At 41.9% G+C, this 25985-nt stretch carries 27 protein-coding genes; 16 read left to right on the top strand and 11 right to left on the bottom strand.

From position 1 onward, the window contains the following. Nucleotides 1–135: 135 nt before the first annotated feature. Nucleotides 136–1254, bottom strand: a complete 1119-nt coding sequence (gene asd / locus FTU05_RS07705) for an aspartate-semialdehyde dehydrogenase (protein ID WP_180164836.1) — start codon at nt 1252–1254, stop codon at nt 136–138. Between the two features lie 183 nt (nt 1255–1437). Between asd and FTU05_RS07700 the strand changes: the two genes are divergently transcribed. Together FTU05_RS07700 and FTU05_RS07695 are read left to right on the top strand one after the other, a co-directional pair. After that, entirely contained in the window at nt 1438–2565 is a 1128-nt protein-coding gene (locus FTU05_RS07700) for an endonuclease/exonuclease/phosphatase family protein (RefSeq protein WP_180164833.1), read from the top strand. Between the two features lie 371 nt (nt 2566–2936). After that, nucleotides 2937–3242 (top strand): hypothetical protein, encoded by a 306-nt coding sequence (locus tag FTU05_RS07695; protein ID WP_252725792.1) that lies wholly within the window; start codon nt 2937–2939, stop codon nt 3240–3242. A 178-nt stretch (nt 3243–3420) separates the two neighbouring features. Here the strand turns inward: FTU05_RS07695 and FTU05_RS07690 are convergent, their stop codons facing one another. The 4 genes from FTU05_RS07690 to FTU05_RS07675 all read right to left on the bottom strand — a co-directional run bounded on the left by FTU05_RS07690 (nt 3421) and on the right by FTU05_RS07675 (nt 8441). After that, on the bottom strand, nt 3421–4533 hold the full coding sequence (locus FTU05_RS07690) for a glycosyltransferase family 4 protein (RefSeq protein ID WP_180164830.1): 1113 nt from the start codon (nt 4531–4533) through the stop codon (nt 3421–3423). Nucleotides 4534–4565: 32 nt separating this feature from the next. After that, complete coding sequence (lpxL, locus tag FTU05_RS07685) at nt 4566–5501, bottom strand: LpxL/LpxP family Kdo(2)-lipid IV(A) lauroyl/palmitoleoyl acyltransferase (RefSeq protein ID WP_180164826.1); 936 nt, start codon at nt 5499–5501, stop codon at nt 4566–4568. A gap of 87 nt (nt 5502–5588) precedes the next feature. Continuing rightward, nucleotides 5589–6350: a 3-oxoacyl-ACP reductase gene (locus FTU05_RS07680; RefSeq protein ID WP_180164824.1), complete on the bottom strand. Its 762-nt coding sequence runs from the start codon at nt 6348–6350 to the stop codon at nt 5589–5591. Nucleotides 6351–6536: 186 nt separating this feature from the next. Next, a complete protein-coding gene (locus FTU05_RS07675) occupies nt 6537–8441 on the bottom strand; it encodes an ATP-binding cassette domain-containing protein (protein WP_078192744.1) in 1905 nt (634 codons plus the stop codon). Between the two features lie 34 nt (nt 8442–8475). Between FTU05_RS07675 and FTU05_RS07670 the strand changes: the two genes are divergently transcribed. From FTU05_RS07670 to FTU05_RS07645, 6 genes are all read left to right on the top strand, one after another. Further along, entirely contained in the window at nt 8476–8721 is a 246-nt protein-coding gene (locus tag FTU05_RS07670; protein WP_078189840.1) for a SlyX family protein, read from the top strand. A 132-nt stretch (nt 8722–8853) separates the two neighbouring features. After that, entirely contained in the window at nt 8854–9855 is a 1002-nt protein-coding gene (locus tag FTU05_RS07665; RefSeq protein WP_180040575.1) for a hypothetical protein, read from the top strand. A 70-nt stretch (nt 9856–9925) separates the two neighbouring features. After that, entirely contained in the window at nt 9926–10375 is a 450-nt protein-coding gene (locus tag FTU05_RS07660) for a hypothetical protein (protein WP_078189705.1), read from the top strand. Between the two features lie 38 nt (nt 10376–10413). Next, on the top strand, nt 10414–13056 hold the full coding sequence (topA, locus tag FTU05_RS07655; RefSeq protein ID WP_078192741.1) for a type I DNA topoisomerase: 2643 nt from the start codon (nt 10414–10416) through the stop codon (nt 13054–13056). A 168-nt stretch (nt 13057–13224) separates the two neighbouring features. Further along, on the top strand, nt 13225–13983 hold the full coding sequence (locus FTU05_RS07650; RefSeq protein ID WP_180005284.1) for a hypothetical protein: 759 nt from the start codon (nt 13225–13227) through the stop codon (nt 13981–13983). A 126-nt stretch (nt 13984–14109) separates the two neighbouring features. Further along, nucleotides 14110–14682: an HdeD family acid-resistance protein gene (locus FTU05_RS07645; RefSeq protein WP_180005283.1), complete on the top strand. Its 573-nt coding sequence runs from the start codon at nt 14110–14112 to the stop codon at nt 14680–14682. A gap of 77 nt (nt 14683–14759) precedes the next feature. Here the strand turns inward: FTU05_RS07645 and FTU05_RS07640 are convergent, their stop codons facing one another. Continuing rightward, on the bottom strand, nt 14760–15209 hold the full coding sequence (locus FTU05_RS07640; protein WP_180164822.1) for a carboxymuconolactone decarboxylase family protein: 450 nt from the start codon (nt 15207–15209) through the stop codon (nt 14760–14762). A gap of 83 nt (nt 15210–15292) precedes the next feature. Between FTU05_RS07640 and FTU05_RS07635 the strand changes: the two genes are divergently transcribed. The 7 genes from FTU05_RS07635 (at nt 15293) to FTU05_RS07605 (ending at nt 20746) form a co-directional block, all read left to right on the top strand. Continuing rightward, the gene (locus tag FTU05_RS07635) at nt 15293–16447 is read left to right on the top strand and encodes a glycerate kinase (protein WP_180164820.1); all 1155 of its coding nucleotides are present in this window, start codon (nt 15293–15295) and stop codon (nt 16445–16447) included. A 125-nt stretch (nt 16448–16572) separates the two neighbouring features. Continuing rightward, the gene (locus FTU05_RS07630; protein WP_180004573.1) at nt 16573–16932 is read left to right on the top strand and encodes a hypothetical protein; all 360 of its coding nucleotides are present in this window, start codon (nt 16573–16575) and stop codon (nt 16930–16932) included. Nucleotides 16933–17051: 119 nt separating this feature from the next. After that, entirely contained in the window at nt 17052–19040 is a 1989-nt protein-coding gene (locus FTU05_RS07625) for an ATP-dependent helicase (RefSeq protein ID WP_180164818.1), read from the top strand. A gap of 86 nt (nt 19041–19126) precedes the next feature. Then, nucleotides 19127–19378 (top strand): RNA-binding protein, encoded by a 252-nt coding sequence (locus tag FTU05_RS07620; protein ID WP_078189697.1) that lies wholly within the window; start codon nt 19127–19129, stop codon nt 19376–19378. A gap of 42 nt (nt 19379–19420) precedes the next feature. After that, entirely contained in the window at nt 19421–19783 is a 363-nt protein-coding gene (locus FTU05_RS07615; RefSeq protein ID WP_180164816.1) for an ASCH domain-containing protein, read from the top strand. Between the two features lie 75 nt (nt 19784–19858). Beyond that, nucleotides 19859–20362: a DUF6586 family protein gene (locus tag FTU05_RS07610; protein ID WP_180010190.1), complete on the top strand. Its 504-nt coding sequence runs from the start codon at nt 19859–19861 to the stop codon at nt 20360–20362. A 105-nt stretch (nt 20363–20467) separates the two neighbouring features. After that, nucleotides 20468–20746: a hypothetical protein gene (locus FTU05_RS07605; protein ID WP_078192732.1), complete on the top strand. Its 279-nt coding sequence runs from the start codon at nt 20468–20470 to the stop codon at nt 20744–20746. A gap of 74 nt (nt 20747–20820) precedes the next feature. Here the strand turns inward: FTU05_RS07605 and FTU05_RS07600 are convergent, their stop codons facing one another. The 5 genes from FTU05_RS07600 to FTU05_RS07580 form a co-directional block, all read right to left on the bottom strand. Beyond that, on the bottom strand, nt 20821–21063 hold the full coding sequence (locus tag FTU05_RS07600; RefSeq protein ID WP_180164814.1) for a hypothetical protein: 243 nt from the start codon (nt 21061–21063) through the stop codon (nt 20821–20823). Nucleotides 21064–21247: 184 nt separating this feature from the next. Then, nucleotides 21248–22966 (bottom strand): cation:proton antiporter, encoded by a 1719-nt coding sequence (locus tag FTU05_RS07595; RefSeq protein WP_180073299.1) that lies wholly within the window; start codon nt 22964–22966, stop codon nt 21248–21250. A 142-nt stretch (nt 22967–23108) separates the two neighbouring features. After that, nucleotides 23109–23264, bottom strand: a complete 156-nt coding sequence (gene rpmG / locus FTU05_RS07590) for a 50S ribosomal protein L33 (RefSeq protein WP_001205031.1) — start codon at nt 23262–23264, stop codon at nt 23109–23111. A 12-nt stretch (nt 23265–23276) separates the two neighbouring features. Continuing rightward, nucleotides 23277–23513, bottom strand: coding sequence for a 50S ribosomal protein L28 (rpmB, locus tag FTU05_RS07585; protein ID WP_000048256.1), 237 nt, complete (start codon nt 23511–23513; stop codon nt 23277–23279). A gap of 162 nt (nt 23514–23675) precedes the next feature. After that, nucleotides 23676–25124: a coniferyl aldehyde dehydrogenase gene (locus tag FTU05_RS07580; RefSeq protein WP_180164812.1), complete on the bottom strand. Its 1449-nt coding sequence runs from the start codon at nt 25122–25124 to the stop codon at nt 23676–23678. 116 nt (nt 25125–25240) lie between these two features. On the opposite strand from FTU05_RS07580, the gene FTU05_RS07575 reads away from it, so the two are divergent. Continuing rightward, complete coding sequence (locus FTU05_RS07575; protein ID WP_180004567.1) at nt 25241–25942, top strand: TetR/AcrR family transcriptional regulator; 702 nt, start codon at nt 25241–25243, stop codon at nt 25940–25942. Nucleotides 25943–25985: the final 43 nt, after the last annotated feature.

Here is a 25985-nt window from a genome sequence, read left to right as displayed (position 1 = left end):
TTAGCTCGAATATATGTCGCATGGCGAAAATTATAGATTAGCGAGTTGTCGAAGAATTGTAAAATATTTACACGACAGTTACATAAAAAAGCCGATCAATTGTGATCGGCTTCTTGTTCAGAGACTTAAAAATGCTTAAGCATTTTTATAATCAATGAGAATTCTTAGCATACGACGTAAAGGTTCAGCAGCACCCCAAAGCAATTGGTCACCCACAGTGAATGCACCTAGGTATTCTTTACCCATGTTGAGCTTACGGAGACGACCAACTGGAACAGACAAGGTGCCAGTTACAGCAACAGGAGTCAGATCAGTCATTGACGCTTCACGCGTATTTGGAACCACTTTAGACCAATCGTTGGCACTAGCGATGATATCTTCGATTTCATTTAGTGGCACATCTTTACGAAGTTTTAAAGTCAAAGCTTGTGAGTGACAACGCATCGCACCAATACGGACACAGTGTCCATCGATTGGAACGATTTGCTGGTTGCCTAAGATCTTGTTGGTTTCAACTTGACCTTTCCATTCTTCTTTCGACTGACCGCTTTCAAGTTGTTTGTCGATATAAGGAATGAGCGAACCTGCTAAAGGCACACCGAAGTTTGCAGATGGGAAACCTTCGCCACGTTGTAACTGTGCAATTTTAGAATCGATATCTAAAATTGGTGAACGTGGGTCATCTAGCAAATCTTTGGTATTGTTGTACAAGTAGCCCATACCTGAAATCAGTTCACGCATGTTTTGCGCGCCTGCACCAGATGCCGCTTGATAAGTCATTGAAGTTGCCCATTCCACTAAATTATTTTGGAATAGACCGCCTAAACCCATTAACATTAATGAAACGGTACAGTTACCGCCCACGAAGGTTTTTGTACCTTTCACTAAGCCGTCTTTGATGACGTTCATGTTTACTGGGTCAAGTACGATGATCGCTTCATCATCCATACGTAAAGTCGATGCAGCATCGATCCAGTAACCATTCCAGTTTTCAGCTTTCAGCTTAGGGAAAACTTCAGTCGTATAATCGCCACCTTGGCAGGTGATAATGACATCCATTTGCTTCAGACTATCAATGTCCGTTGCATCCATAAGTGCTGGGGCAGTCTTACCACCAAACGCAGGGGCTTCACCACCTGCATTACTGGTAGAGAAATAAAACGGTTCGAAATGAGCGAAATCGTTTTCTTCAACCATACGTTGCATAAGGACGGAACCAACCATCCCGCGCCAACCGACCAGACCTACTTTCATGTCACTTTGCCTCGGTGCGTTAAAAAATAAAAGGGGGTTCGAGTGTACCAAAAGGGCGCATAACTGCAAGCGCTACATAATGAAAACACCAATAATATTGTGCAATATATCTTGTTTATGTTACATGCAAAACTGATATAAATTTATGAATCAATAAAAAATAAAGAATATAAGGGAGGCGTAATGATTTGGATTGAAATACTGGCGGGCTTCGTCATTTGGTTGACATTTTGGTCACTCATACCACGAGATGAATGGTGGTTTCGTGGTGCAGATTTTCCGCGTCTGCAAATCTTGGCTTTGGGCATCTTTGCCTTCATAGGCTTAATTTTATGGAATGCTGAATGGGACTTGGCGCGTGAAATCATTTTAATTGGGTTGATTGCTGCTTTGGCATATCAATTAAAAATGGTTTTGCCTTATACCTTTATTTGGAAAAAACAAGTCAAAAAAGTTCGATCAGACCATCTAGATAAACAGAAACAAATTTCAATCATTGTCTCAAATGTACTTACGGCGAATACTCAATATCACTTATTATTGGCACAAATACAAAAGCATCAACCTGACTTAGTACTCACGCTAGAAACAGATCAAACTTGGCAAAATGAATTGGCAGTGATTGAAGCTGATTATCCTTATCGCGTACCCGTACCTTTGGATAATTTGTATGGCATGCATTTGTATAGCAAGTTAGAACTTAGTGAAACTGAAGTCAAATTTATTCTCAGTGATGAAATTCCTTCGATCCATACCCGAGTCACCTTAGCATCAGGAAATCAGGTTCAACTGTATTGTTTACATCCCAAACCGCCAAGTCCAACAGAAGCCAAAGATTCAACTTTACGCGATGCAGAATTGCTGATTGTGGGCGATCAGATTAAAGATTTAGATGAAAGTTGCATCGTTATGGGGGACCTGAATGATGTGGCATGGTCACGTACTACACGACTCTTTCAACGAATCAGTGGGCTTTTAGACCCGCGTGTTGGACGTCATTTCGTAAATACCTTTCATGCCAATTATCCACTGCTGCGTTGGTCGCTCGACCATATTTTTCATAGTACAGATTTTGCATTGGTACATATGGAACGCTTGCCCAATATCGGTTCAGACCATTTTCCAGTCTATGTGGTGCTGCAAACAGGCAGGGTATTTGAGCAAATCCAAGAAGAATTAGAGCAAACAGATGAAGATGAACAAGAAGCGCAAGAGGCAATTCAGGAGGGTATAGAAAAAGCTGAGAAAGAGGAGAAGATTGTGACTGATGAAATCGCCCATGATTATAAGGATGGTACGAAGGCACCTTGATTTTGTTTGATTTAAGAGAAAAGTGTAAGAAATAGCTTACACAGCTTTCGGCTTCTGACGAATGGTCAGGTCAAGTGTATTGACTTATTCTTTGTTCATCGGCACATGGAACTGGGAACGGAACATCCCACTAAGGAAGACGAAGCCGATGGAAGCATCACGGAACGGATGCAGGAAAGGAAAGCCAATAAAAAATAAAAAGAATACTTGTGAAAGCACAACCTCATAGACCCGAGTTTTGCAGGATGCAGAACTCGGGTTTTGCTTTTGTGATATAGAATTTTTTGCTTTTCTTTTGATCAATTTCTTTATACAGTGTGCCAAGAAAAAAACGATGAATTTCCAATAAAAATATAGGTATGAGACGTTCTATGCTGTCCGAATGGCACCAAAAAATATTGCAGATTACACACTTATCCACCGATGCACTTTCCATTTACCTTGGCTTAATACTGTTCTTTTTTGTGGCCTTTTGCCATCACCGCCAATTGAAATCACCTTATGCGATTTGGACCGTTGTGGTCGTCGCAGTGGGTTTGGAATTGTTTAATGCACGGCATGATATTTTAGATAGAGGTTATTGGCGTATAGGGCAAAGTTTGCAACATATTTTGAATGTCTTGTTACTGCCGCTAATCCTCTGGTTAATGGCTCGATACCGTGTGTGGAAGGGCTAAAAGTGGAAGCGCGAAATTGAAGGGCTAAATAGTAGGGTTGAATCACCATTGAGTCATTCATAATAAAAAGGATATTGTGTATTTCACAATATCCTTTCTAGATGCAGATCTAGTTGCTGAATTAAAAATATTTCCAGAGCGTTATCCTGCACAGCAAATATCTATGGCGTGTAGTCAATCAAGCTGAATGCTGAGAGACCACCTGCGTATACAACTCCAAAGTCAGGTCACACATCTCTTTTAAACTAAACATACTGATAGGCTGCACCTGCTGTGGTTGATCTAAATGCAACTTTAAGGTGTCGAGTAATTGTGTTTCATTATCGACAGTGACTAAACCCTGCGGATAGACATTCGACAAAATTTCAGCCACACCACCACGATTCCAACCGATTACAGGTGTACCTACAGACAGTGCTTCGAGTACAGTCCGTCCAAAGGTTTCCGCTTGGCTCGACAAAGATAAAACCAAATCGCTAAAAGCTAACCATTCACGGATATCTGAACGATGACCGACAAAAGTAATCCGATCACTCAGCCCTTTAGCCGCAATACTGTCTTGCATTTCTTGTAAATAAGCCGCTTTTTTCGGATCTGCACCACCGACCACCACCGCATGTACGTCGGGATACTGTGTTTGTAGCTGTTCCATTAAATGGATCAGGGTTTCATGACCTTTCAAACGGGTGATACGGCCTGGTAAGCAAATCAGACGCTTATTTTCTAGTTCAGGGAAATCTTTTAGGGTTTGATTGAGCCACTGTGCTGAGGGTTGATAACCATGTGGAAAAGCAGCGGGGTCAATGCCACGATAAATACGCACAATGTCCTTGGTAGGACAGTTTTTGTAGTTGTCCGTGATGTATTTGACAACACTATCCGAGACCGCAATGACTTTTTCAGCCTGCGTCATGATTTGACTGTAGCGATTTATCGAATAAAAGCCATGTACAGTTGAAATCAGGTGAGGTCGTTTGTTTGCAGGAATCTCTTTGAGGGCAAAATGCGTGAGCCACGCGGGGACACGTGAGCGCACATGCACGATATCTGGTTGATGTTGCTCAATCAGTTTACGTAGAGGACGAATTTGCCATAAGCTTGATAAGGCTTTTTTATGGATTGCGAGTGTGAGATGAGTTGAGCCTTCGGCTTCCAATTGAGTCACCATACGGCCACCATTTGAAACCACTAAGGACTCATGACCGGCGGTCACTAAAGCACGAGCTATTTCTAAGGTTCCTCGCTCGACACCACCACTGTTCAATTCAGGTAAAAGCTGCATTACTTTCATAGCATTTCTCTTTTTTATGTGCTGAGTTGAACTCAATAGATTTTGTCATAGCCTTGTGGGCGGGTTTTAAAGCGGCGATGGAACCACATGTATTGTGTCGGTGCGATTCGTAGCTGATTTTCAATAATTTTATTGGTTCGAACAGCATCCGAAACTTCATCTTCACTCGGAAAATTGTCTAAAGCAGGTTCAATCAGCACATGATATTGAGGGTTGCTGATGTCGCCGTCGCGATAAAAATACAACGGGATCGCCTCGGCTTTAGCAATTTTTAATAAGCGACGATGTGCAGTAACAGTGGCTGCGGGAGTACCAAAAAACGGTGCCATAACCCCTTGTTTTAAACCAAAGTCTTGATCGGGACTGTACCAAATGGCATGGCCATTTTTCAGATTGCGAATCAAGCCACGCATATCGTCATGGTCGATTTGGTTGGCATAGATGGTGGCACGGCAACGCACAATCAACATATCCAACAGCGGATTATTTTGCGGACGATAAACCACATCCGGCTCAAAGAACTGTGCGCATAAATAGCCACCAGCATCGAGCAGGGTAGAATGTGTGCCGAGGAGTAAAATACCTTTGCCTTCAGCTTGTGCATTTTGAATATGTTCTAAGCCTTCAATTTGCACCCGATTTTTGAACCACTGCGGGCTGTACCATGCATTTAAGGTTTCAAAAATACCAATCATTTGGTCGATAAAAACCTGTCTTGCATTAGCTTCAATCTGTTCTGCCGTCCATTCAGGAAAGCAAACTTCCAAGTTGCGAATCGTGGTTTTACCACGTGATTTGAGATTATTAAATGCGACAGAACCAAGGAATTGCCCAAGTCGATACTGAATTGCCCACGGAAGAATCGCCAAAATCATAAGAAATACAATCCCTATCCAAATTCCCCAATACTGAGGAAGTAAGAAAGACCATTGGAATTTTCCGGGTTGATATGTTGGCTTTTGACTCATAGGGCTAAATCAAAGATTAAAAAATAGGGTTCAGTTTAGCATGAAGCTGAATTGAAAGAGAAAGTTCAACCTCATGCTGCGCTAGACTTAACCTTTGACTAAACCGCCATCGACAATCAAATTCTGCCCTGTGACCGCACGTGAGTAAGGGGACAAGAACATCATGATGGCTGCAGCAAATTCTTCAGGCGTGGTCACTGTGCGTAAAGGTGTCGATGCTGCGATTAAATCAAACACGGCATCGGGCGTCGCTTTACTGGCATCGGTTCTTTGTAATAAGCCACCTGAAAGCATATTCACATTAATCCCAAACTCACCCAGCTCATGCGCCGCTGTGCGGGTGAAGGCCAACAGAGCTGCCTTTGCTGCAGTGTAGTCGTGGTAAGGCACGACAGGGTTTTGTACCAGGTTGGTACCAATATTGACAATGCGACCAAAACCCTGTGCTTTCATCTTGGGAAGCGCCGCTTGAGTGGTGTTGAGTGCAGCGACGACTGCTCCATCAAATTGTTGCTGTAAGTGCTGTGCAGTCAGTTCTTCCATTTTAGGACGGGCATCGCCATTAAATTGAAAATGGATGAGGGCATTATTCACGACAGAGGTGATTGAGGCACCAAAATGTGCTCTTGCTGCGGCAAAAAGCTGTTCTACTTGAGCTTTATCAGTGACATCTGCTTGATAGGCAAACACTTGCTGAGGAAATTCGGTAGTCAATTGTTCTGCTGCAGTTTGACTGGATAGATAGTTCACGACCACGCGTGCGCCTTCAGCTATTAAAGTTTGGCTAATTGCCAAACCGAGGCCACGTGCGCCTCCTGTAACTAAGACAATTTGATCTGAAATTTGCATGTTCGTGACCCAATCTAATGTTGAGTGTCACCATAGCAAGCTTTTCACATTAGCGGAATCGTCTTTACAGACGCTGCATGCTCCAATTTGAAACTGAGTCATCCGATCTAATAATTCAGTCGAGTCATACGAGATAAAAAAAGCCGTATCGAAATACGGCTTTTTCTGTGTGGAATATTTGTGGACTTAGCCTTTAGCGAGCGTTTCTAGCTCATCTAAACGTTCCATTTTTTCTAGCATTTCGTCATCAATTTCAGCAAGACGCTGTGATGCTTTAGTGGCAGCATCGGCGTCAGTCATGAACCAAGAACCGTCGGCTAATTTTTCAGACAATTCAGCTTGCTCTTGTTCTAATGCTTCAATTTCAGTCGGTAGTTGTTCTAGGGCACGTTGGTCTTTATAGCTGAGCTTGACTTTTTTAGGCACGGCAGCGGCAGCCGCTGCTTCGGCTTTAGCCATGGCTTTTTTCACGTCGCTTTTTTGATCCACGACAGTTTGGTCAGGACGCTGTTCCAAATAGTCTTGGTAACCTCCGATGTATTCATCGATTTGACCTTTACCATCAAATACCCAAGTCGAAGTCACCACGTTGTCCATAAAGGCACGGTCATGCGAAATCAGTAACAGTGTGCCTTTGTAAGCGCTGAGCATTTCTTCCAACAGTTCAAGCGTCACCATATCCAAGTCGTTGGTCGGTTCGTCCATCACGATAAGGTTCGATGGTTTTAGTAGAAGCTTAGCCAACAGAATACGGTTACGCTCACCCCCAGACAGTGCTTTAACAGGTGTACGTGCACGTTCTGGAGAGAATAAGAAGTCTTGTAAATAACTGTAGATGTGACGACGGCTACCGTTTACATCGACATGGTCTGAGCCTTCAGAGACGTTATCTTTCACTGATTTTTCAAGATCAAGTGCATTTCGAAGCTGATCAAAGTAAGCAACTTCAAGCTGTGTACCTGTTTTTACTGTACCAGTATGTTCTTGCTCACCCAAAATAGCTTTGATAAGAGTGGTTTTACCCACACCGTTGTCACCGACTAAGCCGATACGGTCACCACGTAATACCAGTGCCGAGAAGTCTTTGATGATTGGTGCGCTGTTGCCAAATTGCACAGCTAAGTTTTCAATTTCAAAGACCACTTTACCTGAGCGCTGCGCATCTTGCGTTGCCATGCTCACTTTGCCTTGTTGTGAACGGCGCGCTTTAGACTCTTCACGCAATGCTTTTAAGGCACGAACACGACCTTCGTTACGGGTACGACGCGCTTTAATGCCCTGACGAATCCATACTTCTTCTTCAGCGAGTTTTTTATCGAATAGTGCATTTTGCTTTTCTTCTGCTTCCATTTGCTGAGCTTTGAGTTCGAGGTAACGTGAATAGTTACCTTCATAGCTACGCAAAATACCGCGGTCAAGTTCCACAATACGGGTTGCGATGCTGTCGACAAATGAACGGTCATGCGAAATAAACAACAGGGTTAAGTTGTTTTGATCAAGCAGGAATTTTTCGAGCCATTCAATACTTTCAACGTCCAAATGGTTAGTTGGTTCGTCGAGTAACAATACATCGGGCTGCGTTAAGAGAGCACGTGCCAATAGAACACGACGCTTACGACCACCAGACAAATCTGCAAGGTCAGCTTCTGGGTCTAGGCCCATTTTACTGAGGATAGCATTCACTTTGGTTTCAAGTGACCAGCCATCCATTTGATCCATCTGATGTTGTAGGTTACCCATGCGCTCACAGGCGTCCATATCACCAAGTACGCAGGCTTCGCTGGCTTCATGATACGCACGTAATACAGTTGCAGCTTCACCTGCACCATCGGCAACAATATCAGCGACTTTACCGGAATCCATGGGTACATCTTGAGCAAGCATTGAAATCGTAATGCCATTTTGCAATGAAACTTCACCGCCGTCTGGCAATAAAGTTCCCTCAATCAGTTTAAGTAAAGTAGACTTACCTTCACCATTACGACCGATTAAACACACTCGTTCGCCACGCTCTAAACTGAAGTTCGCGCCGTCGAGTAGGGAAGGTCCGCCAAACGCAAGCTGGACGTCCCTTAAGGTAATATAGGCCATAATGTTTCCTGAAATCTTATATGAGGAGTGTAAATTGACTACACAACAAAATCTTGATGAACAGGCGTCATTTTCCGCACCCATTGAAGATTTGCAAGTCCGAATTGCATTTTTAGATGATTTAGTTGATCAATTGAATGATCAAGTTGCCCGTCAAAATGCCGAAATCGCTGATTTAAAGAAACAAATGCAGATGTTGTATCGTCGTATTGAATCGGCAGATTTATCTGAAGGCATCGCAGCATTTGACCCAATGACCAACCGCCCACCGCATTATTAATGTCGATATTGAATGACAGGCAGATGACGAATCAGCGCCAAAGCTGTGGATTGGTGTAAATTTATTTGACCTTTTGCAGCGTGACAGGTCTAATGCACCGCATCTGCTGATCGAAACCCATTATTTCATCTCATGAGTCAAAAAGTTGTCCTGCTAGATTTGGAAAATAACCCGCCCACAGCAAATCTATTGCGCAATATCATTGAACATTACAGTACTTTGTATGTGTTTAGCTGCAGCGGAAAATTTGAATATGCACTTGAAGATTTAACTGAAATTGCAGGGTGGATCGTGAGTGGCCAATTGGTGGTTTTGGATATTCCAGAAACGCCGCAAAAAGAATTTGAATATGCGGTGATTGTGGGGCAACTGATGGCCTTGATGGATCTAGATGCGCATATTGAAGTGATTTCAGCGATGCCTGATATTGAATTACTGATGGAACAATTGGACGGCTCTAGACTCAGCGCACATCTCATTCAAATTCAGTCAGAACAAGAAGTTTCACATAAAGTGAAATATAAAATTCCTGACCTTGAAACCATTCGGAATAAACCTGATTTATTACTGATTAAACACTATTGTGATGGTCTGGAAAAACTCAGTGGCAAACCCAACAGTTTGCATAAACTGAAAAACTCGCTGATGAATATTTTGCAAGTCTCTAGCGAAAAAGCTCAGCATTTGGTTGGTATGTTGATCAATCTAAAAATCGTCAAACGCTTTGATGAGCAAATTTCGATTCGAAAAAAAGTACTCAAACAATGGGTACAGCTAGATTTAAATGCGACTGCTGAAACAGCATTGCCGATAAAAACAGACCTGAATGCATTTACTGCTTCACTCGAAGATCAAACCTCAAAGACTGATGATACGGCATCGATGATTCAGGCTGCACAACAAGGCTTATTTAAAAATTTCAATAAAATTGATCCTGTGCAAATGGAAGTGATCCGAAAATTGCATGAATTAAAGTCAGATAAACCAAAAGATATCTACGCCTTACGTGATTTATTGGAGCAAATGTTCCCACAATCTGATGTTCGATTATTACTTAAAGAGTTGATCGAAAAAGGATATATCTATTGGAATGGTCACGAAGTGCTATATAGCCACGAGATGTTCCTGAATTAATTTTATCGAGTGAACTTGCGTTTTATATTGCGCTTATGCAACTCTAATAAAGGAATATAAAGGTTGTGCTATGGAAAATACTGGAATCTGGGTTACTGTTTTTATTGTGGTCTTTGTACTTGGGTCGATTTTTGGACTTCGAGTAAATCCTAGAGAAAAAGCCTTAGGCATTATGCGCGAGAAGGCGCGTAAGATGGGGCTGCACCCACGTTTAGTGGCTGCACCTGCTTGGACCAAGATTCCAATGGCTTCTGAAAAACGTGCCAGTATGGTGGCGTATTACAGTGTGCTGATTCCAGATGCGCGTTTGCCTTTAATGCGTGCTTTAGTGGTCGATGACAAACTTGAACTGGTGCATGGTGATGACAAGTTCAAGGATTTAGCCATTACATTAAAGGGCATTTATGCTATTGATATGCAGGCAAACTGTGTAGGACTCTATTGGAACGAAGAATCTGACTTAAGAGCCACACAGCTTGATGATATGAAAGCATTTTTACATTCATTGGCTGAACTTTAAATTTTAAAAAACCTATTAAACAGGAATGATGGTTAACTATGGCGAACGCTCCTCGGTCCACATCTAAAAGTACCACAGCAAAATCTGCCGATGCTGGGAAAAAGCGTGCGTTAGTGATTGTGGAATCGCCTGCAAAAGCGAAAACAATCAATAAATATTTGGGCTCTGATTACATCGTGAAATCATCGGTGGGTCATGTCCGTGATTTACCTACAGGCGGCTCGAGTAAAACAGCAGAAAAAAAGCCAGTAACTCGTGCAAAATTAACTGAAGCTGAAAAAGCCAAAAAAGCACAAAAAGCTTTGGTTAATCGTATGGGTGTAGACCCTGAAAATGACTGGAAGGCACAGTACGAAGTCCTACCGGGTAAAGAACATGTTGTTGCGGAACTGAAAAAGCTTGCATCGCAAGTTGACGAGGTCTATCTCGCAACGGATATGGATAGGGAAGGAGAAGCAATTGCTTGGCATTTAAAAGAAGTTATTGGCGGTGACGACTCACGTTATCAACGTGTAGTGTTCAACGAAATTACCAAAAATGCCATCCAAGAAGCGTTTAAACATCCTTCTCGCCTCGATACAGATAAAGTCAATGCTCAACAAGCCCGTCGTTTCCTCGACCGTATTGTGGGCTTTATGATCTCGCCACTCTTATGGGAAAAAATCGCCCGTGGTTTATCAGCAGGTCGTGTGCAATCTGTGGCTGTTAAACTTGTGGTTGAGCGTGAACGTGAAATTCGTGCCTTCGTTCCAGAAGAATTTTGGCAAGTTTTTGCAGATACCAAGTCGAAGAAAGACGATATCCGTTTAGAAGCAGTGAAGCAAAATGGCAAGACTTTAAAACTGCACAATAAAGCTGAAACGGATGCTTTACTGAACCTGATTAAAGATGCCGACTACACAGTTTCAGCACGTGAAGACAAACCAACCAAGGTCAATCCAAGCGCGCCTTACATCACGTCTACATTGCAACAAGCAGCAAGTACACGTTTAGGTTTTTCTGTGAAGAAAACCATGATGTTGGCACAGCGCCTATATGAAGCCGGCTTTATTACTTACATGCGTACAGACTCCACATTCTTGAGTGATGATGCTGTGAATATGGTTCGTGGTCATATCGAAACTGAGTTTGGTCAAAAATATTTACCAGCTAAACCAAATCGTTATGGTAATAAAGCCGGTGCGCAAGAAGCCCATGAAGCGATTCGTCCATCAAATGTTGCGCTAAAAGGCGATAGTTTGGTGGGTGTAGAGCGTGATGCGCAGCGTCTTTATGACCTGATCTGGCGTCAGTTCGTTGCATGTCAAATGACCCCTGCAGAATATTTATCATCAACGATTTTAGTCAATGCCAATGGTGTTGAACTCAAAGCCAAAGGCCGTACATTGGTCTTTGATGGTTTCACTAAAGTGCGTGGCCAAAACAAATCGGATGATGATGTACTGCTACCTGCTGTAAAAGTTGGGGAAGTACTCAAGCTTGAAAAATTAGATCCATCTCAACACTTTACTAAACCACCTGCGCGCTTCACTGAAGCATCATTGGTCAAAGAGCTTGAGAAAAAAGGGATTGGTCGTCCATCGACGTATGCTGCGATTATCTCAACCATTCAAGACCGTGGTTATGTGAAGCTCGATAACCGTCGTTTGTTCGCCGAGAAAATGGGTGAAATCGTGACAGACCGTCTCGATGAAAACTTTAATAACTTGATGAACTATGCATTTACGGCAGACCTTGAAGGCCAGCTGGATAAAGTCGCCGATGGTGATCGTAACTGGAAAGAGTTACTCAATAGCTTCTACGGTGATTTTAAAACACGCTTAACCACAGCTCAGGGTGAAAATGGCATGCGCCGTAATTTACCTGTAGAAGTGGATGCGGTGCACTGTAAAGAATGTGATCGTCCGATGCAGATTCGTACAGGGACTACAGGAGTGTTCTTGGGTTGTTCAGGTTATAACTTACCGCCTAAAGAGCGTTGTAAGGGAACTTTAAACCTGACACCTGTAGAATCATTGGCTGCACTGTCTGACGATGACTCGGCTGAAACAGCAGATTTAATGTCGAAAAAACGCTGTCCAATTTGTGAAACAGCCATGGACAGCTATGTGATTGATGGTGGGCGTAAGTTGCATATCTGTGGTAATAACCCAGACTGTGCTGGTTTTGAGCTTGAAGAAGGTGAGTTCAAAATCAAAGGGTATGATGGTCCAACCATTCCGTGCGACAAATGTGATGGCGAAATGCAATTGAAGACAGGCCGTTTCGGTCCTTACTTTGCATGTAATAGCTGTGACAATACACGTAAAGTGTTGAAGAGCGGTCAGCCTGCACCTCCACGTGTAGATCCAATTAAAATGGAGCACTTACGCTCAACCAAACATGATGACTTCTTTGTTCTTCGTGATGGCGCAGCAGGTTTATTCTTAGCTGCAAGTAAGTTCCCGAAAGTACGTGAAACCCGTGCACCGAAAGTAGCTGAACTACGTTCTGTCGCAGATCAGTTGGATGCAAAATATCAGTTCATCTTGCAAGCGCCGGATGTCGATCCTGAAGGAAACCCAACATTGGTGAAATTCAGCCGTAAGAACCAAGCGCAATATATTGGTTCTGAAAATGCTGAAGGAAAACAAACCAAATGGTCTTTGGTGTACCAAGACGGTAAGTGGGTTGAGGCTTAAGCTTTAAAATCAATAAAATGCTGACTTCGGTCGGCATTTTTTATGTCTTTTGATCAGGGATTTTTAAAGTAAGTAATCGATTGAGCTTTTAAATTGATCAAGACATTCAAAGGATGTTCTGTTTTAATTCTGAAAATAAATGCTAAAAATTAATTGAGATCTTGGGGAATGTGGAAAAAAATTCGGGTACTGTGTTTATTGCTGATTTTATTGGTTGTCGCAGTCAATGCCTATAAAGACAAAAATCAAGACTGGAGTAAACCGATCTTTGTATTGTTACATCCAATTAATGCAGATGGTCGAGAGAGCACACAAGCTTATATACAGCAGCTTTCTGTCAATGATTTAAACGATGTTCAACAATATTTACAAACGACGGCACAGAAATACCGAGGACAACCGACTTATGTGTATTTTAAGTTAGGTCGAGAGTTAAAAGTTTTACCTCCCAAAGTACCCAATGATGCTGGCATGTTGGACGTTATCTTATGGAGTTTGAAATTCCGCTACTATGCTTGGCAGCAGCATGAAAATGTAGATGGTGTTTCGAGTGTGACGCTATTTTTAAATTATTACGATCCGACTCAAACCAAAGAACTTAAACATTCCACAGCTTTGGAAAATGGTCGAATTGGATCGGTGAATTTATTTGCATCGAATAAACAGACTGCGCAGAATAAAATCGTTTTAGCCCATGAGTTATTACACGCTTTTGGTGCAACGGATAAGTATGATTTGGCCACAGGTCAGCCAATCTTCCCTGTCGGTTATGCAGAACCTGAGCGGCAGCCTTTGTTTCCACAAAGCAAAGCTGAACTGATGGCAGGGCATATTCCTACCTCACAGACGCAAAGTAAAATGCCTGAAGATTTAGCTGATACTGTGGTGAATGACGTCACAGCGATTGAAGTGGGATGGAAAAAATAATGTGGATAAAACCTATCTTATCCACAGTCTAAGTCAGCAGTGTGGATAAGATTTGGACTTTTCTTTCATTTTTCTTCATCATGAAGTTGCATAATCCATTGAATAACGAATAACTTGAGAAAAAGCATGAGAACAGTAGGCAACGATTTAATTCGCAGTCAGCTCCATGAAAACCGTAAGTGGTATCTCGGTTTAGGTGCTTTATTGGTGGTCTTCGGATTGGTCCTTTTGGTAGCCTTGCCATTTGCGACACTTACGGTGATTTATATTTTTGGTGTGCTGATGATGTTAGGTGGCGTAATCCATTTCATTGCAGCATTTAAAATTTTTGAAGGCGGTTACCGCTGGTTCTGGGCATTATTTGGTGTGCTGTATTTGGTCGCAGGCTATTATGCATTTACAACGCCTGTCAAAACGGCCATTGTCCTAACCAATTTATTGGCGATTATTTTGATCATTGCAGGGGTCATTCGTATCTTTAATGCTGTGCTATTTCGAGCATTTCAAGGTTGGGGATGGACACTATTTTCAGGTCTATTGACCTTGATTACGGGTGTGATCATTTTGATGTCACCTGATGCACCATTTTGGGTATTAGGATTATTCTTGGCGGTTGATATTTTATTCCAAGGGGTCAACTACCTTACTTTGGCTTCTTATATTCGACGTGAAGTACCGAAAAGCTCGGCAGAGCAGTAAACTGCTTGCGGATCCGATAAATAAAAAAAGAGTGCTGAGGCACTCTTTTTTTATTCAGTTTTAATGTGTACAACCCGTTAAGGTTTCACGCTATAGAGGCTACTAATGGCGATACGATTCCATGTGTTAATGACAATTGCGAGCCATTCAATTGCACTGATTTGATCATCAGTTAAAAAGGGTAGAGCATCTTCATAAACTGCATCGGGAACTTGGCCTTCGGCGATCAATGTAATCGCTTCGATCAAGCTTAAAGCCGCACGTTCTTTTTCATCGTAGTACGCAGTTTCACGCCATGCATTGAGTAGGCTAATACGTTCAATGCTTTCACCTGTTTTAAGTGCATCTTGCGCATGCATGCGAATACAGAACGCACATTCGTTGATTTGGGATGCACGTAATTTGAGTAAATGAGCTAATCCTTCACTTAGGCCAGCTTCATTTATTTTTTTCATTGCCAGTGCATCAAGTTCTGCGACTTTTTTATATAGCTCAGGTGCAGACTGACCTAGATTGATTCGTGACATTTCGAGCCTTTCTGATGTTTTTAGATATACCTGCTATTTTAAAACCGTTATGGTTGAGGACAAGTTTTATTTTGAGCATTTAGATGACCACTTTTGTTCTTGCGCCCGATTCATTTAAAGAAAGTATGAGTGCTCAACAAGCCTGTGACGCGATGCGGCGTGCAATTTTAAAACTCATACCTGATGCAAATGTCATCGCTGTGCCAATGGCAGATGGTGGTGAGGGAACTGTAGATGCGTTACTCAGTGCTTGCGACGGCCAAAAATTGACGATAGCGCTTACAGGTCCTTTGCCCAATCAACGTGTGACGACGTATTTCGGTTTGATCGACGGTGGGAAAACCGCAGTGATTGAAATGGCAAAAGCCAATGGAATTCATCTTGTCGATATGGCTCAGCGAAATCCATTACTGACGTCAACTTATGGTACGGGCGAAATGATCAAGGCTGCTCTAGACTTCGGAGTAAGTAAAATTATCATTGGCTTGGGCGGGAGTGTGACCAATGATGGCGGTGCAGGTATGGCGCAAGCCTTGGGGGCACAATTTTTAGATGAAAATGGCTTCGAAATAGCAGTTTGTGGTGGTTATCTGGATCAAATTAATAGTCTTGATTTGACACAGCTCGACTCACGTTTAAAGTACACAGAGATCATCATTGCCAGCGATGTCATTAATCCACTATGTGGTGATAATGGCACATCCCATATCTTTGGCCCGCAAAAAGGCGCAACGCAGGAGATGGTGCGTCAGTTAGATCAGAACCTCAGTTATTATGCCAATGTGGTTGAAGCGACTCTGGATTGTGCTTTACGTGATGCAGCAGGTGCAGGTGCTGCAGGTGGATTAGGTTTTGGGTTGATGGCTTTTGCAGGTGCATCGATGCAATCAGGTGTGGAATTGGTCATTGAACAAACTCAGTTGAAGGAAAAAATAGCACAGGCAGATTATGTGCTGACAGGTGAAGGGAAAATTGATCATCAAACCAAGTTAGGTAAAACACCATTTGGTGTGGCGCAGGTTGCAAAAAAGTTTAATAAACCCGTGATCGCCTTTGCTGGTCTAGTGGGTGAGGAAATAACAGAACTTTATGATTTAGGTTTCACACAGATTGTTGGGATTAATCCACCAGATTGTAAGTTGGAAGATGCATTAAAAAATGGTAAGAGAAATTTAGAATGGTGTTGCAAGAATGTGGTTAGGGCTATTAGATGTAGATACAATATTATAAGGGACTGAAATTTTAGTAATGATTTTTTTATAATAAAAGACTAATAGCTTTGTTTATTTTGTAGTATTGTTTTTCTTTAATTATTAAACAAATGAAATTTATGAAACCAATAATAATTCTCTCAATAGTGTTTATGAGCACACCGATTTATGCAGAAAGAATTTCTGAAGCGGAATTTAATGTAAATTATAAGAATTATAAAAATGAACTTGCTAGAGATCAGGCAGCACTAAAGAAGTTAAATTCTGAAAGTTCGTTTGAGGCAACTGTAAAAAGCAATTTATTAACATGTAAGGTTTGGGACTCAAAACTTGCAATGTATAAATTAGCTTTAGAAAATAAACAGATTCAAGATGCTGGGCATCTAGCAAATAATTTGAAAAATGAAATATTACCTTTTCAACTAGCAATTCAGAATTTATCAGGAACGACTTTTGAAAAAAACTGCGAAACTATTGAAAAACTTTCGATAGCAAGTGGCATTATTAAATGAAATTAATTCTATAAAGTGTTGCACTTTGTTGGTAATCAAGATTTCTTACTAGATTGTAAAACTCATAATTTATCTATAGCTCTGTTAAACTACCAACTCACATAGCACGATGAGACACCATGAGTTTAGCCAACCTGATTGATGAATTAAATCCTCAACAAAAACAAGCCGCAACAACAGAAGCACAGCATAGCTTGGTTTTGGCGGGAGCAGGTTGTGGTAAAACCAAAACCATCGTGGCGCGTGCAGCTTATTTAATTGATCAAGGCGTGCCTGCCAATCAAATTCAAATTTTGACTTTTACTCGCCGTGCGGCCAGTGAAATTGTCGCTCGTGTGGAGTTGGCTCTAGGTGAGCAAGCCAAAGGGTTACGTGCATCAACCTTTCATACTTTTTGTATGTACCTATTGCGCCGTATTCCAAATGCCTTTGGCCTAGAACAGTTTTCGATTATTGATCGTGATGATCAACTCATGATGTTCCGCCTGATTCGTGGCCGTGATGATAAGAAAAACCCCAATCACTTGCCCAAGCCGAAAGAACTCTGTGATCTGTATTCCTTTGCGCGGAATACGCGCCAAAAACTTAGCATTGCCATGGAAAAGCAAATGCCTGAGTACTTTGCGTTGAAAGATCAAATCGCGGATATCATGAAAGAATACGAAGCTCGTAAACGTGCGCGTAGTTTTTTAGATTATGACGATATCTTGGCGATTGTGGCGAAAGCCTTGGCGGAATCAGATGGACTGGTCGATTATGTCGCTTCAATTTGTCGCCACATGTTGGTTGATGAAATGCAGGATACCAATCCGCTGCAATGGGCGTTACTTGAGCCACTAAAGGAACGTGTCAGTTTGTTCTGTGTCGGCGATGATGCACAGTCAATCTATGGCTTCCGAGGTGCAGACTTTGAAAATATTCATCATTTCAAAGAGCGGGTACCCGACGCACAGATTTTCAAACTCGAAAAAAATTATCGTTCAACCCAAGAAATTTTAGATCTGTCGAATTGGTTGTTGGATGAAAGTGAAATTAAATATGACAAACGCCTAGATGCCTATCGTGGTGAAGGGATTAAGCCGAAAATGCATATTTTCCCGAATGAGTTTGATGAAGCCAAATGGATTGCCATTGATATTAAAGAGCGTCATTACCTCGAAGGCAGCAAATGGTCGGATCATATGGTGCTTGTGCGTTCAAGCTTTGCTGCTCGTCATATTGAAGCGGCCTGTATTGCCGCAAACGTGCCGTATCGCTTTATTGGCGGCATGAAATTACTTGAAACAGCCCATGTAAAAGACTTACTCAGTGTATTGCGTGTAGTGGCCAATCCCTTAGATGATATTGCATGGATGCGCTTTTTAACCTTGTGGAATGGTGTGGGTGATGTAGGTGCGAGTAAGTTATCGCAGCAGATTTTACTTGAGCCAGAAATGCAAGCCATTGCAACCAAGTTGGAAAAGTTTGGCAAAGTACCTGACCAAGCGATTCTGATGATGAAGCAAATGTCGGTGTTGAAAGATCAGGTCAAAGAATGTGTAAGCTTGGCTGTTCAAGCGATTTCTGAGCAGCTGGAAGAAAACTATAAAAAAGATTGGAACCGCCGTGTCGGTGATTTTGATCTGGTGAAACAATTGGCATCCAAACATACGCAGTTGAGTGAATTCTTAGAAGAATATGTCATTGATCCAGTTTCCATTTCTGAAATTGAACGCCAATCTGACAGTGATGTCGTGACGTTAATTACCATTCATTCGGCAAAAGGAACGGAGCAAAAAGTCTGTTATGTGGCGAATGTCACGCCAGGGCAATACCCGCATGCACGTGCTCAGGGTAATTTCGATGAGGTGGAAGAAGAGCGTCGCGTGTTATATGTGGCGCTGACACGTGCGCAAAATGAATTGATTTTGACTAAGCAAAACTTGAACCACTGGGCACGTGAAACTGTGGATGAGCAAGGGCGTAAAGTAGAAAGTTACTTTATGAATGATTTAACTCGAAATTTATGTAGTTTGGAAACACACTATAAAACCCGTCAACAGACTGTAAAAAGTGCGTTAATCGAAAGAAAATCGATTAATTTAGATTTTGGTATCGATCTCGATTAAAATAGATTTTTGACGTGATTTACACGCAAGTTAAAAAGCAAAATAGACAAATGCTTTTTGATGATGCTGCCTATTTGGAAGATTGAATGAAAATTTTAGTACGTAACTTAGAGCGTTCAGTTACTGAAGCAGAATTGGTTGAACTGTTTAAACCATTTGGCGCAGTAGAGTCTGCTGTTGTTGTTATGGATGCAAGCACAGGTAAATCGAAAGGGTTTGGTTTTGTTGAAATGCCAAATGGTCGTGAAGCTGTAAAAGCGATTAAAGGCCTGAATACTTTGAAAGTCAAAGGTGCGGGTATTCGTGTAAAAGCGGCTGAAGATAAGCCTAAAGCATAAATTCAAAAAGGAGCGTAACGCTCCTTTTTTTATCGGGGATCTATGAAAAAACGCTACTCGGCTTTGTCTATTGTTGCGCCATCTGGTTCGAACATTGCGTCTGGGCTTAAAACGCTTGAAGTCCGCTCATGGCAGCCTGAGCATTTGCCTTTAAAAGATTTAGTGATCGTGGAAAATCAACGCTACTTACATGAAAGCGGAGATGAAGATATTGGACGTGCAGTGGCGATGGTCGATGTATATGACGTTCATGCATGGACTGAAACAGAGGTAGAGCAAGCGCAGGCGACATATTGGGCAGCAGGGTACTGGGCTTGGCGTCTGGAAAATATCAGGATGATCCATTGGGATATGCCTGTTCCCGCAAAGCGTGACATTTATTTAATTGAAATCGATCATCCATAATATTTATTGTGAATTTCCTAAAAATCCGTTTAAGCTTATTCATGTAGAAAAACGCCAAAATTTAGGGAATTGTTCATGTCTCGTGTTGCTCGCTTTCATGCTGATCGTACCAATCAAAAGTTATATTTTAGCCGTCTTGCATGTCAGCAAGCTGAGCAGACCGATCATGTTCAACAAGCTCAGGCTTATCGCGAAGCAGCAGTTTTTCATTTGCATGGTGCAGTACTTGCGTTTTTACAAGAGTTGGTGCGTTACTATCGTTTAAATGATCCTGCGCCCACGTTAAAGTCGATTGAAACGCTGATGGCTGAAAAAGGTCAGGTATCACCTGAAGTGACTGTTATGCAGCAATTGGCAAAGCAGGGCTTTATTGCAGAGCTGAAACGCGCACATCGTATGTGTCAATATGCACCTGAACCGTCTGCACCAGAGCCAGAAGATGAAACGTCTTCAAATTTAATTATTAAAGTTACCCAAACACCGCAAGCATGGTTGCCAGATACCGCTATTTTGCGTGAATGGCATCGTGATCTAACTCAATTAATTGATGGATTTCGTAACGAGATGGTGGAGTTCTAATCGGACTATTGCTACTTGAAATAAATTTATTTAACCCGATATAAGATTATCTAAGTAATACAAAGTGCAGATGCCTTTATCACCATGTTGCGCATGGAGGGATATATGTCTATAGAACAGTTGAAAGAACTCTTTGGGAACCAGGAAGCAATTTTAGAGCTGGTTCAATTGGAAGGTGGTGAGTTGGCATTGCGTAATGCAGGCTCAGAAAAAGAGCCTTTGGTGACTATCCAATTCAATGAAGAATTACGCAATATTTTGGGCGATCAAATGAGTGTGATCGCTCAGCAAATGATTCAGGCTGCATTGTTTGGTTTGTTAGAAAAACAAGTGGATGAATGGCATGCCGAAGTGGTCGATGAAAAGCCTAAATATATGAGCTAATCATATAGGCACTGATTTTTAGATCATGATGAAAACGCACCTTTCGGTGCGTTTTTTTATACCCAAAATGGCACTTAGACTGTGCCCAGTTCAGTAGGTGAGATCAGTATCGAACCTAAAAATACAATAAAGACCCCGATGAGCTGTAAGAAAAAAGGATTTTTGGCATCTTGCCAATACAGAATCAGAAAGACGATGGAAATGGGATAAAACAATAGACAGCCTAGTCCCCATAAAATACTGGTTTTAAATGCAGCGATGAGAAAGCCCAGACCGCCAATTATAATAATGGCAAGGCCTAAATAAAGAATGAACATGTTTATCTCGTATCTTGTTTGAAGTTTTTAAAAATGATGCTTCGTTTGATGCTTATTTTATCAATATGTTTTTTAAATTCAATTATTTGTAATTTTAAAATTAATGAATTATATCCATTAAAAAAAGGCGATGCTTAAATGCATCGCCTTTTTGGTATCACCTTTAAGCACTTAATTTGACATCTTAGTGTGTCGGTGTTTGGTGATGGGCAATTTGGATTTGATTTAAAATATGATTGCTCATATTTTTCGCCATTTCCTCTTTGGCATAATAAACCTCACCGATATTGTCACGACGAATGACTTCAGCTTCTTCTTTGCTTTCCGCACAAACCAATACTTGGATAGAAGGATTCAGCATTTTGGCAATATCGACAATTTTATGAATATCTAAAATATCCATAGGTGAAATGACCAAAAGGCGTGCGTGTTGAATATGGGCTTGAATTAAAACGCCAGGTTCTGTTGCTACACCGGATACCGCAGCGATGCCTTTTTCCCGCAAGTTTTCCACGATTTCACGGTTTTCTTCAGCAATAACCACTTTAATGTTTTCATTCATTAATTCGCGGGTAATACGACGACCGACTTCACCATGACCAATCAGCACCACCTGATCACGTAGATAATCCTGTGAGACCTCATCCGGCAACATGGCCAATGGGTCACTACTACGTTCCAGTAAACGAGCCAAATTCGAGCGCTCACGGATGAGTCGCTGCATAGGCTCGATTGCAGAAAATACAAATGAATTCAGCGTAATCGAGATTAATGCACCTGCCAGTATCAGGTTTTGTCCTTCCATAGAAAGGAGGTTTAGAGATACACCCAAGGTCGCCAAAATAAATGAGAACTCACCAATTTGCGCCAAGCTTGCCCCAACGGTTAATGCGGTATTGATGGGGTAGCGGAAGAACAATACTAATGCCATTGCAGCGATGGTCTTACCAATCATGATAATACCGACCACAGCTAAGACGTGAAGCGGTTGTTCAATCAAGATCCGTGGATCAAACAGCATGCCGACGGAGACGAAAAACAGAATCGAAAAAATTTCACGAAGCGGAAGGGTTTCTTCTTCTGCACGGTGACTAAAGTCAGACTCTTTGACCACCATACCGGCAAAAAATGCGCCCAGTGCCATGGATACACCAAATACCTTGTAGGCACCAAAGGCAATAGACACGGCTGCTGCAACCACAGTGAGCGTGAATAATTCACGTGAGCCTAAGCGTGCAACCACTTGCATAATCATTGGCACTAAACGTTTACCAATGATCAGCATGAAGGCAATAAAGCCAGCAACTTTGAGTAAAGTTAGACCTAAGGTCAGCCAAATATTTTCATCAGCACTGCTTTCTGTGAGCGGTTGGCCGCCAAGCAGTACGGCAGTAGCAGGCAGAAGGACCAGGACCAAAACCATCACCAAGTCTTCAACCAAGAGCCAACCCACGGCAATTTTACCATTGACGGAGTTGAGTAAACCGCGATCACCTAAGGCTTTGAGTAGAACGACAGTACTTGCACACGACAAACTTAAGCCAAACACTAAGGCTGAGCCCATGCTCCAGCCCCAAAGCATGGAAATTCCCATACCGAGTAAGGTCGCCACTGCAATTTGTAAAATGGCACCCGGGAGGGCAATACGACGGACTTGCATCAAATCATTGAGTGAAAAGTGCATACCCACGCCAAACATCAGGAACATGACACCGAGTTCGGCCAATTGGTTAGCGAGATGGATATCGCCAACTACCCCAGGTGTGTTTGGGCTAATAATAATACCGGCAATCAGATAGCCGATAAGGGGAGGAAGTCGCAGGCGTGCAGCAATATAGCCAAAAATTAAGGCAAAACCAAAGCCAACAGCAAGTAATATTATGAGTTCTACATCATGAGGCACTAAAAACTCCTTAAGCCTAAGTTAAGGGTAAAAAAGACAAGCACAAAAAGTGCCAAAAAGCATTTTGAAAGTTTAGCAATTCGAATAAAAAAAATGCAAAAAAAAACGACCTAAGTAGGTCGTTTTTTTCAAAAAACTAAAATTATTTGATTTTAGCTTCTTTGAAGATTACGTGTTGACGGATTTTTGGATCAAATTTTTTGATTTCCATTTTTTCCGGCATAGTACGTTTGTTCTTAGTGGTAGTGTAGAAATAACCTGTACCAGCAGAAGAAACTAGGCGAATTTTATCACGCATGTTCGTAGCTCCTTAGATCTTTTGACCTTGAGCACGTAGGTCAGCAACAACCTTTTCGATGCCCAATTTGTCGATAATACGCATACCTTTAGTAGTTAGACGAAGACGTACGAAACGTTTTTCGCTTTCTAACCAAAAACGGTGGTGATGCAGGTTCGGCTCGAACCGGCGTTTAGTTTTGTTGTTGGCGTGTGAGACGTTGTTACCAACGACTGGACGCTTGCCGGTAACTTGGCAAACCTTAGACATGGTGTAACTCCATTGATTTAGCCAACAGCAAATCTGTATGGCCAGTCAAAAAAAACATTGAATTCATTCAAGGGGCGTTTTATATCAAAAATGCGCTTAAAAGACAAGCGATTTTGCATAAAACGAACGATCACCTAGTGTGATCGTTCATGCCTTGATCGTTTATCGAAGAAGTGTCTTCGAAATCAGTTTGTGGATCGGCTTATTGAACGGTGGAAGAATGAATTTCAAACTATAGAGTTTTGGATTCGACATCACCGAGCGTTCATGCGACAAACTGAAGAAACCTTCTGGACCATGATATTTCCCCATACCCGAAGCCCCCACACCGCCAAACGGCAGGTCATCTTGAGCAACATGGGTTAATACCGTGTTTTGTCCGAAATGTCCTGAATGGGTACGTGTTGCGACATAGTCGGCACGTGCCTGATCAAAGTCGAAATAGTATAAAGCAAGTGGACGAGGACGGCTATTAATAAAAGCAATAACCTCGTCAATTTGATCATATTCCATGATCGGAAGGATCGGACCGAAGATTTCATGCTGCATAATTTGCATGTCTGGAGTGACACCCGTTAAAACAGTCGGTGCAATTTTACGTACAGCGTCCACATCTTCATTTTGTGGGTTAAAACTGATGATTTGTGCGCCTTGATCACGCGCATCTTCTAAATAACCTTGTAGGCGGTTGTACTGCTTGTCATTAATAATCGAGGTGTAGTCCTGATTTTGGGCAATACTTGGGTACATTGCTTCAACGCACACTTTATAGTGATCTAAAAATTCAGCTGTTTTACCACGAGGTAAGAACACATAGTCAGGTGCAACACAAGTTTGACCTGCATTCCAAAGTTTACCAACCGCAAGACGCTGTGTGACATCTGCAAGGTCAATAGACGGATGAACCAATACAGGTGACTTTCCGCCTAATTCTAAAATCACCGGAACTAAGTTTTCAGACGCTGCCGCCATGACGGTTTTACCGACATTGGTCGAGCCAGTAAAAATCATTTTGTCGAAGGCAAGGTGACTAAACGCATCTGAAATTGGGCCACCACCGTTGACGACTGCCACCAATTCTTGAGGAAATGCTTCTGCGAGAGCTTTTTCTAGCACATCACCGAATGCCGCAGAGGCACTCGAAATTTTGATCATGGCATGGTTGCCCGCAGCCAAAGCACAAATCAGTGGGCCTATAGAAAGAAGCAGTGGGTAGTTCCATGGCGTAATAATGCCGACGACACCAAGCGGTTGATATTGCACCCATGCTTTTGCAGGTTGGTGAATAATTCCGACATGGCGTTTGGATGGTTTCATCCAGTCTGTCAAATGCTTGCTATAATATTTAATGTGCTCAAGACATGTGAGTAACTCACCAATCTTGGTTTCACCGATAGAACGGTTACCATAGTCTTGATTAATTGCATCAGCAAATTGATCTTGATACTTAACTAAGATACGCTTAAGCCGAGCCAAACGGTCAATACGTTCCTTCGCTGTAGGCAATGGGTAACGTAAATACGCTTGTTTCTGCTGTTCCAACATATTGTTGAGATGCTGGTGATCAAAAGAATGTGGTGTCATTGAAGTTGTTTTTGTCTGACTATTCATGTCGCACGACCATATCCAAATTAGCGATTAATTAATTTTTAGAGTAAATACTCTAAATAGTCAAGTTACTTTATGTGTTAGTGTTCTAATGCTTTGAAATAAATGGTTGTTTTAGGATGTCTCACACCAAAACCTTAAAAACGAAAGAACGTATTTTGCAGCTGAGTTTGCAGTTGTTTAATGAGCGTAGCGAGCGTTCAGTGACAACCAATCATATTGCTGCTGAACTGGGAATGAGCCCAGGTAACTTGTATTACCATTTCCGAAATAAAAGTGAAATTATTAAGGAATTAATGGAGCAATATCAGCATGAAACGCTAGAAATGTTAGCGCTTCCTGATGATCGTCAGCTTGATGCCAATGATAAAATTCGCTATTTCCAAGTGTTAAGTAGCCAATTATGGGCTTATCGCTTTTTACATCGTGATGTTTATCACTTGGTCGAAAATAATGAAGATTTCCGCAAAATGTATCCACGTTTTGCCGGTCAAGTTATGCAACAAGGGCAGAAAATTTATCGTGCCTTTGTTGACGCAGGCTTAATGCAGATGACCGATTCTGAAATTGAGGCCTTAACCATTAACTTGTGGATCGTGCTGACCAACTGGACCAACTTCCTTTATATGTCGGGCCATATTACCGACTCCAATACTTTGGAAGAAAAGTGGGTGTGGCAAGCACTGCGACAAATGGTGTTCTTAGAAGGCGCATATCTACGTGGTGAAAGCCGTGAAACCTATGAGCGACTGCTCGAAACTTTAGGGCCGTCGGACTTATTTGCAAGTCTTTCAAACGTAAAGCATCAGGTTACTGAATAAGACTATTTAGTCTGGCTTTAAAAAGCGTTAGAATACTCGGCTA

This window comes from Acinetobacter sp. YH12049 (assembly GCF_013419875.1).
GTDB classification, from domain to species: domain Bacteria; phylum Pseudomonadota; class Gammaproteobacteria; order Pseudomonadales; family Moraxellaceae; genus Acinetobacter; species Acinetobacter amyesii.
Note: the sequence above shows the minus strand (reverse complement) of the source record. Positions and strands in the feature narration are given on the sequence as shown.

Excerpts from the sequence above, each read along its gene's own strand:
- asd (WP_180164836.1), bottom strand. The coding sequence starts at position 1,254 with ATGAAAGTAGGTCTGGTCGGTTGGCGCGGGATGGTTGGTTCCGTCCTT.
- FTU05_RS07700 (WP_180164833.1), top strand. The coding sequence starts at position 1,438 with ATGATTTGGATTGAAATACTGGCGGGCTTCGTCATTTGGTTGACATTT.
- FTU05_RS07695 (WP_252725792.1), top strand. The coding sequence starts at position 2,937 with ATGCTGTCCGAATGGCACCAAAAAATATTGCAGATTACACACTTATCC.
- FTU05_RS07690 (WP_180164830.1), bottom strand. The coding sequence starts at position 4,533 with ATGAAAGTAATGCAGCTTTTACCTGAATTGAACAGTGGTGGTGTCGAG.
- lpxL (WP_180164826.1), bottom strand. The coding sequence starts at position 5,501 with ATGAGTCAAAAGCCAACATATCAACCCGGAAAATTCCAATGGTCTTTC.
- FTU05_RS07680 (WP_180164824.1), bottom strand. The coding sequence starts at position 6,350 with ATGCAAATTTCAGATCAAATTGTCTTAGTTACAGGAGGCGCACGTGGC.
- FTU05_RS07675 (WP_078192744.1), bottom strand. The coding sequence starts at position 8,441 with ATGGCCTATATTACCTTAAGGGACGTCCAGCTTGCGTTTGGCGGACCT.
- FTU05_RS07665 (WP_180040575.1), top strand. The coding sequence starts at position 8,854 with ATGAGTCAAAAAGTTGTCCTGCTAGATTTGGAAAATAACCCGCCCACA.
- FTU05_RS07660 (WP_078189705.1), top strand. The coding sequence starts at position 9,926 with ATGGAAAATACTGGAATCTGGGTTACTGTTTTTATTGTGGTCTTTGTA.
- topA (WP_078192741.1), top strand. The coding sequence starts at position 10,414 with ATGGCGAACGCTCCTCGGTCCACATCTAAAAGTACCACAGCAAAATCT.
- FTU05_RS07650 (WP_180005284.1), top strand. The coding sequence starts at position 13,225 with ATGTGGAAAAAAATTCGGGTACTGTGTTTATTGCTGATTTTATTGGTT.
- FTU05_RS07645 (WP_180005283.1), top strand. The coding sequence starts at position 14,110 with ATGAGAACAGTAGGCAACGATTTAATTCGCAGTCAGCTCCATGAAAAC.
- FTU05_RS07640 (WP_180164822.1), bottom strand. The coding sequence starts at position 15,209 with ATGTCACGAATCAATCTAGGTCAGTCTGCACCTGAGCTATATAAAAAA.
- FTU05_RS07635 (WP_180164820.1), top strand. The coding sequence starts at position 15,293 with ATGACCACTTTTGTTCTTGCGCCCGATTCATTTAAAGAAAGTATGAGT.
- FTU05_RS07630 (WP_180004573.1), top strand. The coding sequence starts at position 16,573 with ATGAGCACACCGATTTATGCAGAAAGAATTTCTGAAGCGGAATTTAAT.
- FTU05_RS07625 (WP_180164818.1), top strand. The coding sequence starts at position 17,052 with ATGAGTTTAGCCAACCTGATTGATGAATTAAATCCTCAACAAAAACAA.
- FTU05_RS07620 (WP_078189697.1), top strand. The coding sequence starts at position 19,127 with ATGAAAATTTTAGTACGTAACTTAGAGCGTTCAGTTACTGAAGCAGAA.
- FTU05_RS07615 (WP_180164816.1), top strand. The coding sequence starts at position 19,421 with ATGAAAAAACGCTACTCGGCTTTGTCTATTGTTGCGCCATCTGGTTCG.
- FTU05_RS07610 (WP_180010190.1), top strand. The coding sequence starts at position 19,859 with ATGTCTCGTGTTGCTCGCTTTCATGCTGATCGTACCAATCAAAAGTTA.
- FTU05_RS07605 (WP_078192732.1), top strand. The coding sequence starts at position 20,468 with ATGTCTATAGAACAGTTGAAAGAACTCTTTGGGAACCAGGAAGCAATT.
- FTU05_RS07600 (WP_180164814.1), bottom strand. The coding sequence starts at position 21,063 with ATGTTCATTCTTTATTTAGGCCTTGCCATTATTATAATTGGCGGTCTG.
- rpmG (WP_001205031.1), bottom strand. The coding sequence starts at position 23,264 with ATGCGTGATAAAATTCGCCTAGTTTCTTCTGCTGGTACAGGTTATTTC.
- rpmB (WP_000048256.1), bottom strand. The coding sequence starts at position 23,513 with ATGTCTAAGGTTTGCCAAGTTACCGGCAAGCGTCCAGTCGTTGGTAAC.
- FTU05_RS07580 (WP_180164812.1), bottom strand. The coding sequence starts at position 25,124 with ATGAATAGTCAGACAAAAACAACTTCAATGACACCACATTCTTTTGAT.
- FTU05_RS07575 (WP_180004567.1), top strand. The coding sequence starts at position 25,241 with ATGTCTCACACCAAAACCTTAAAAACGAAAGAACGTATTTTGCAGCTG.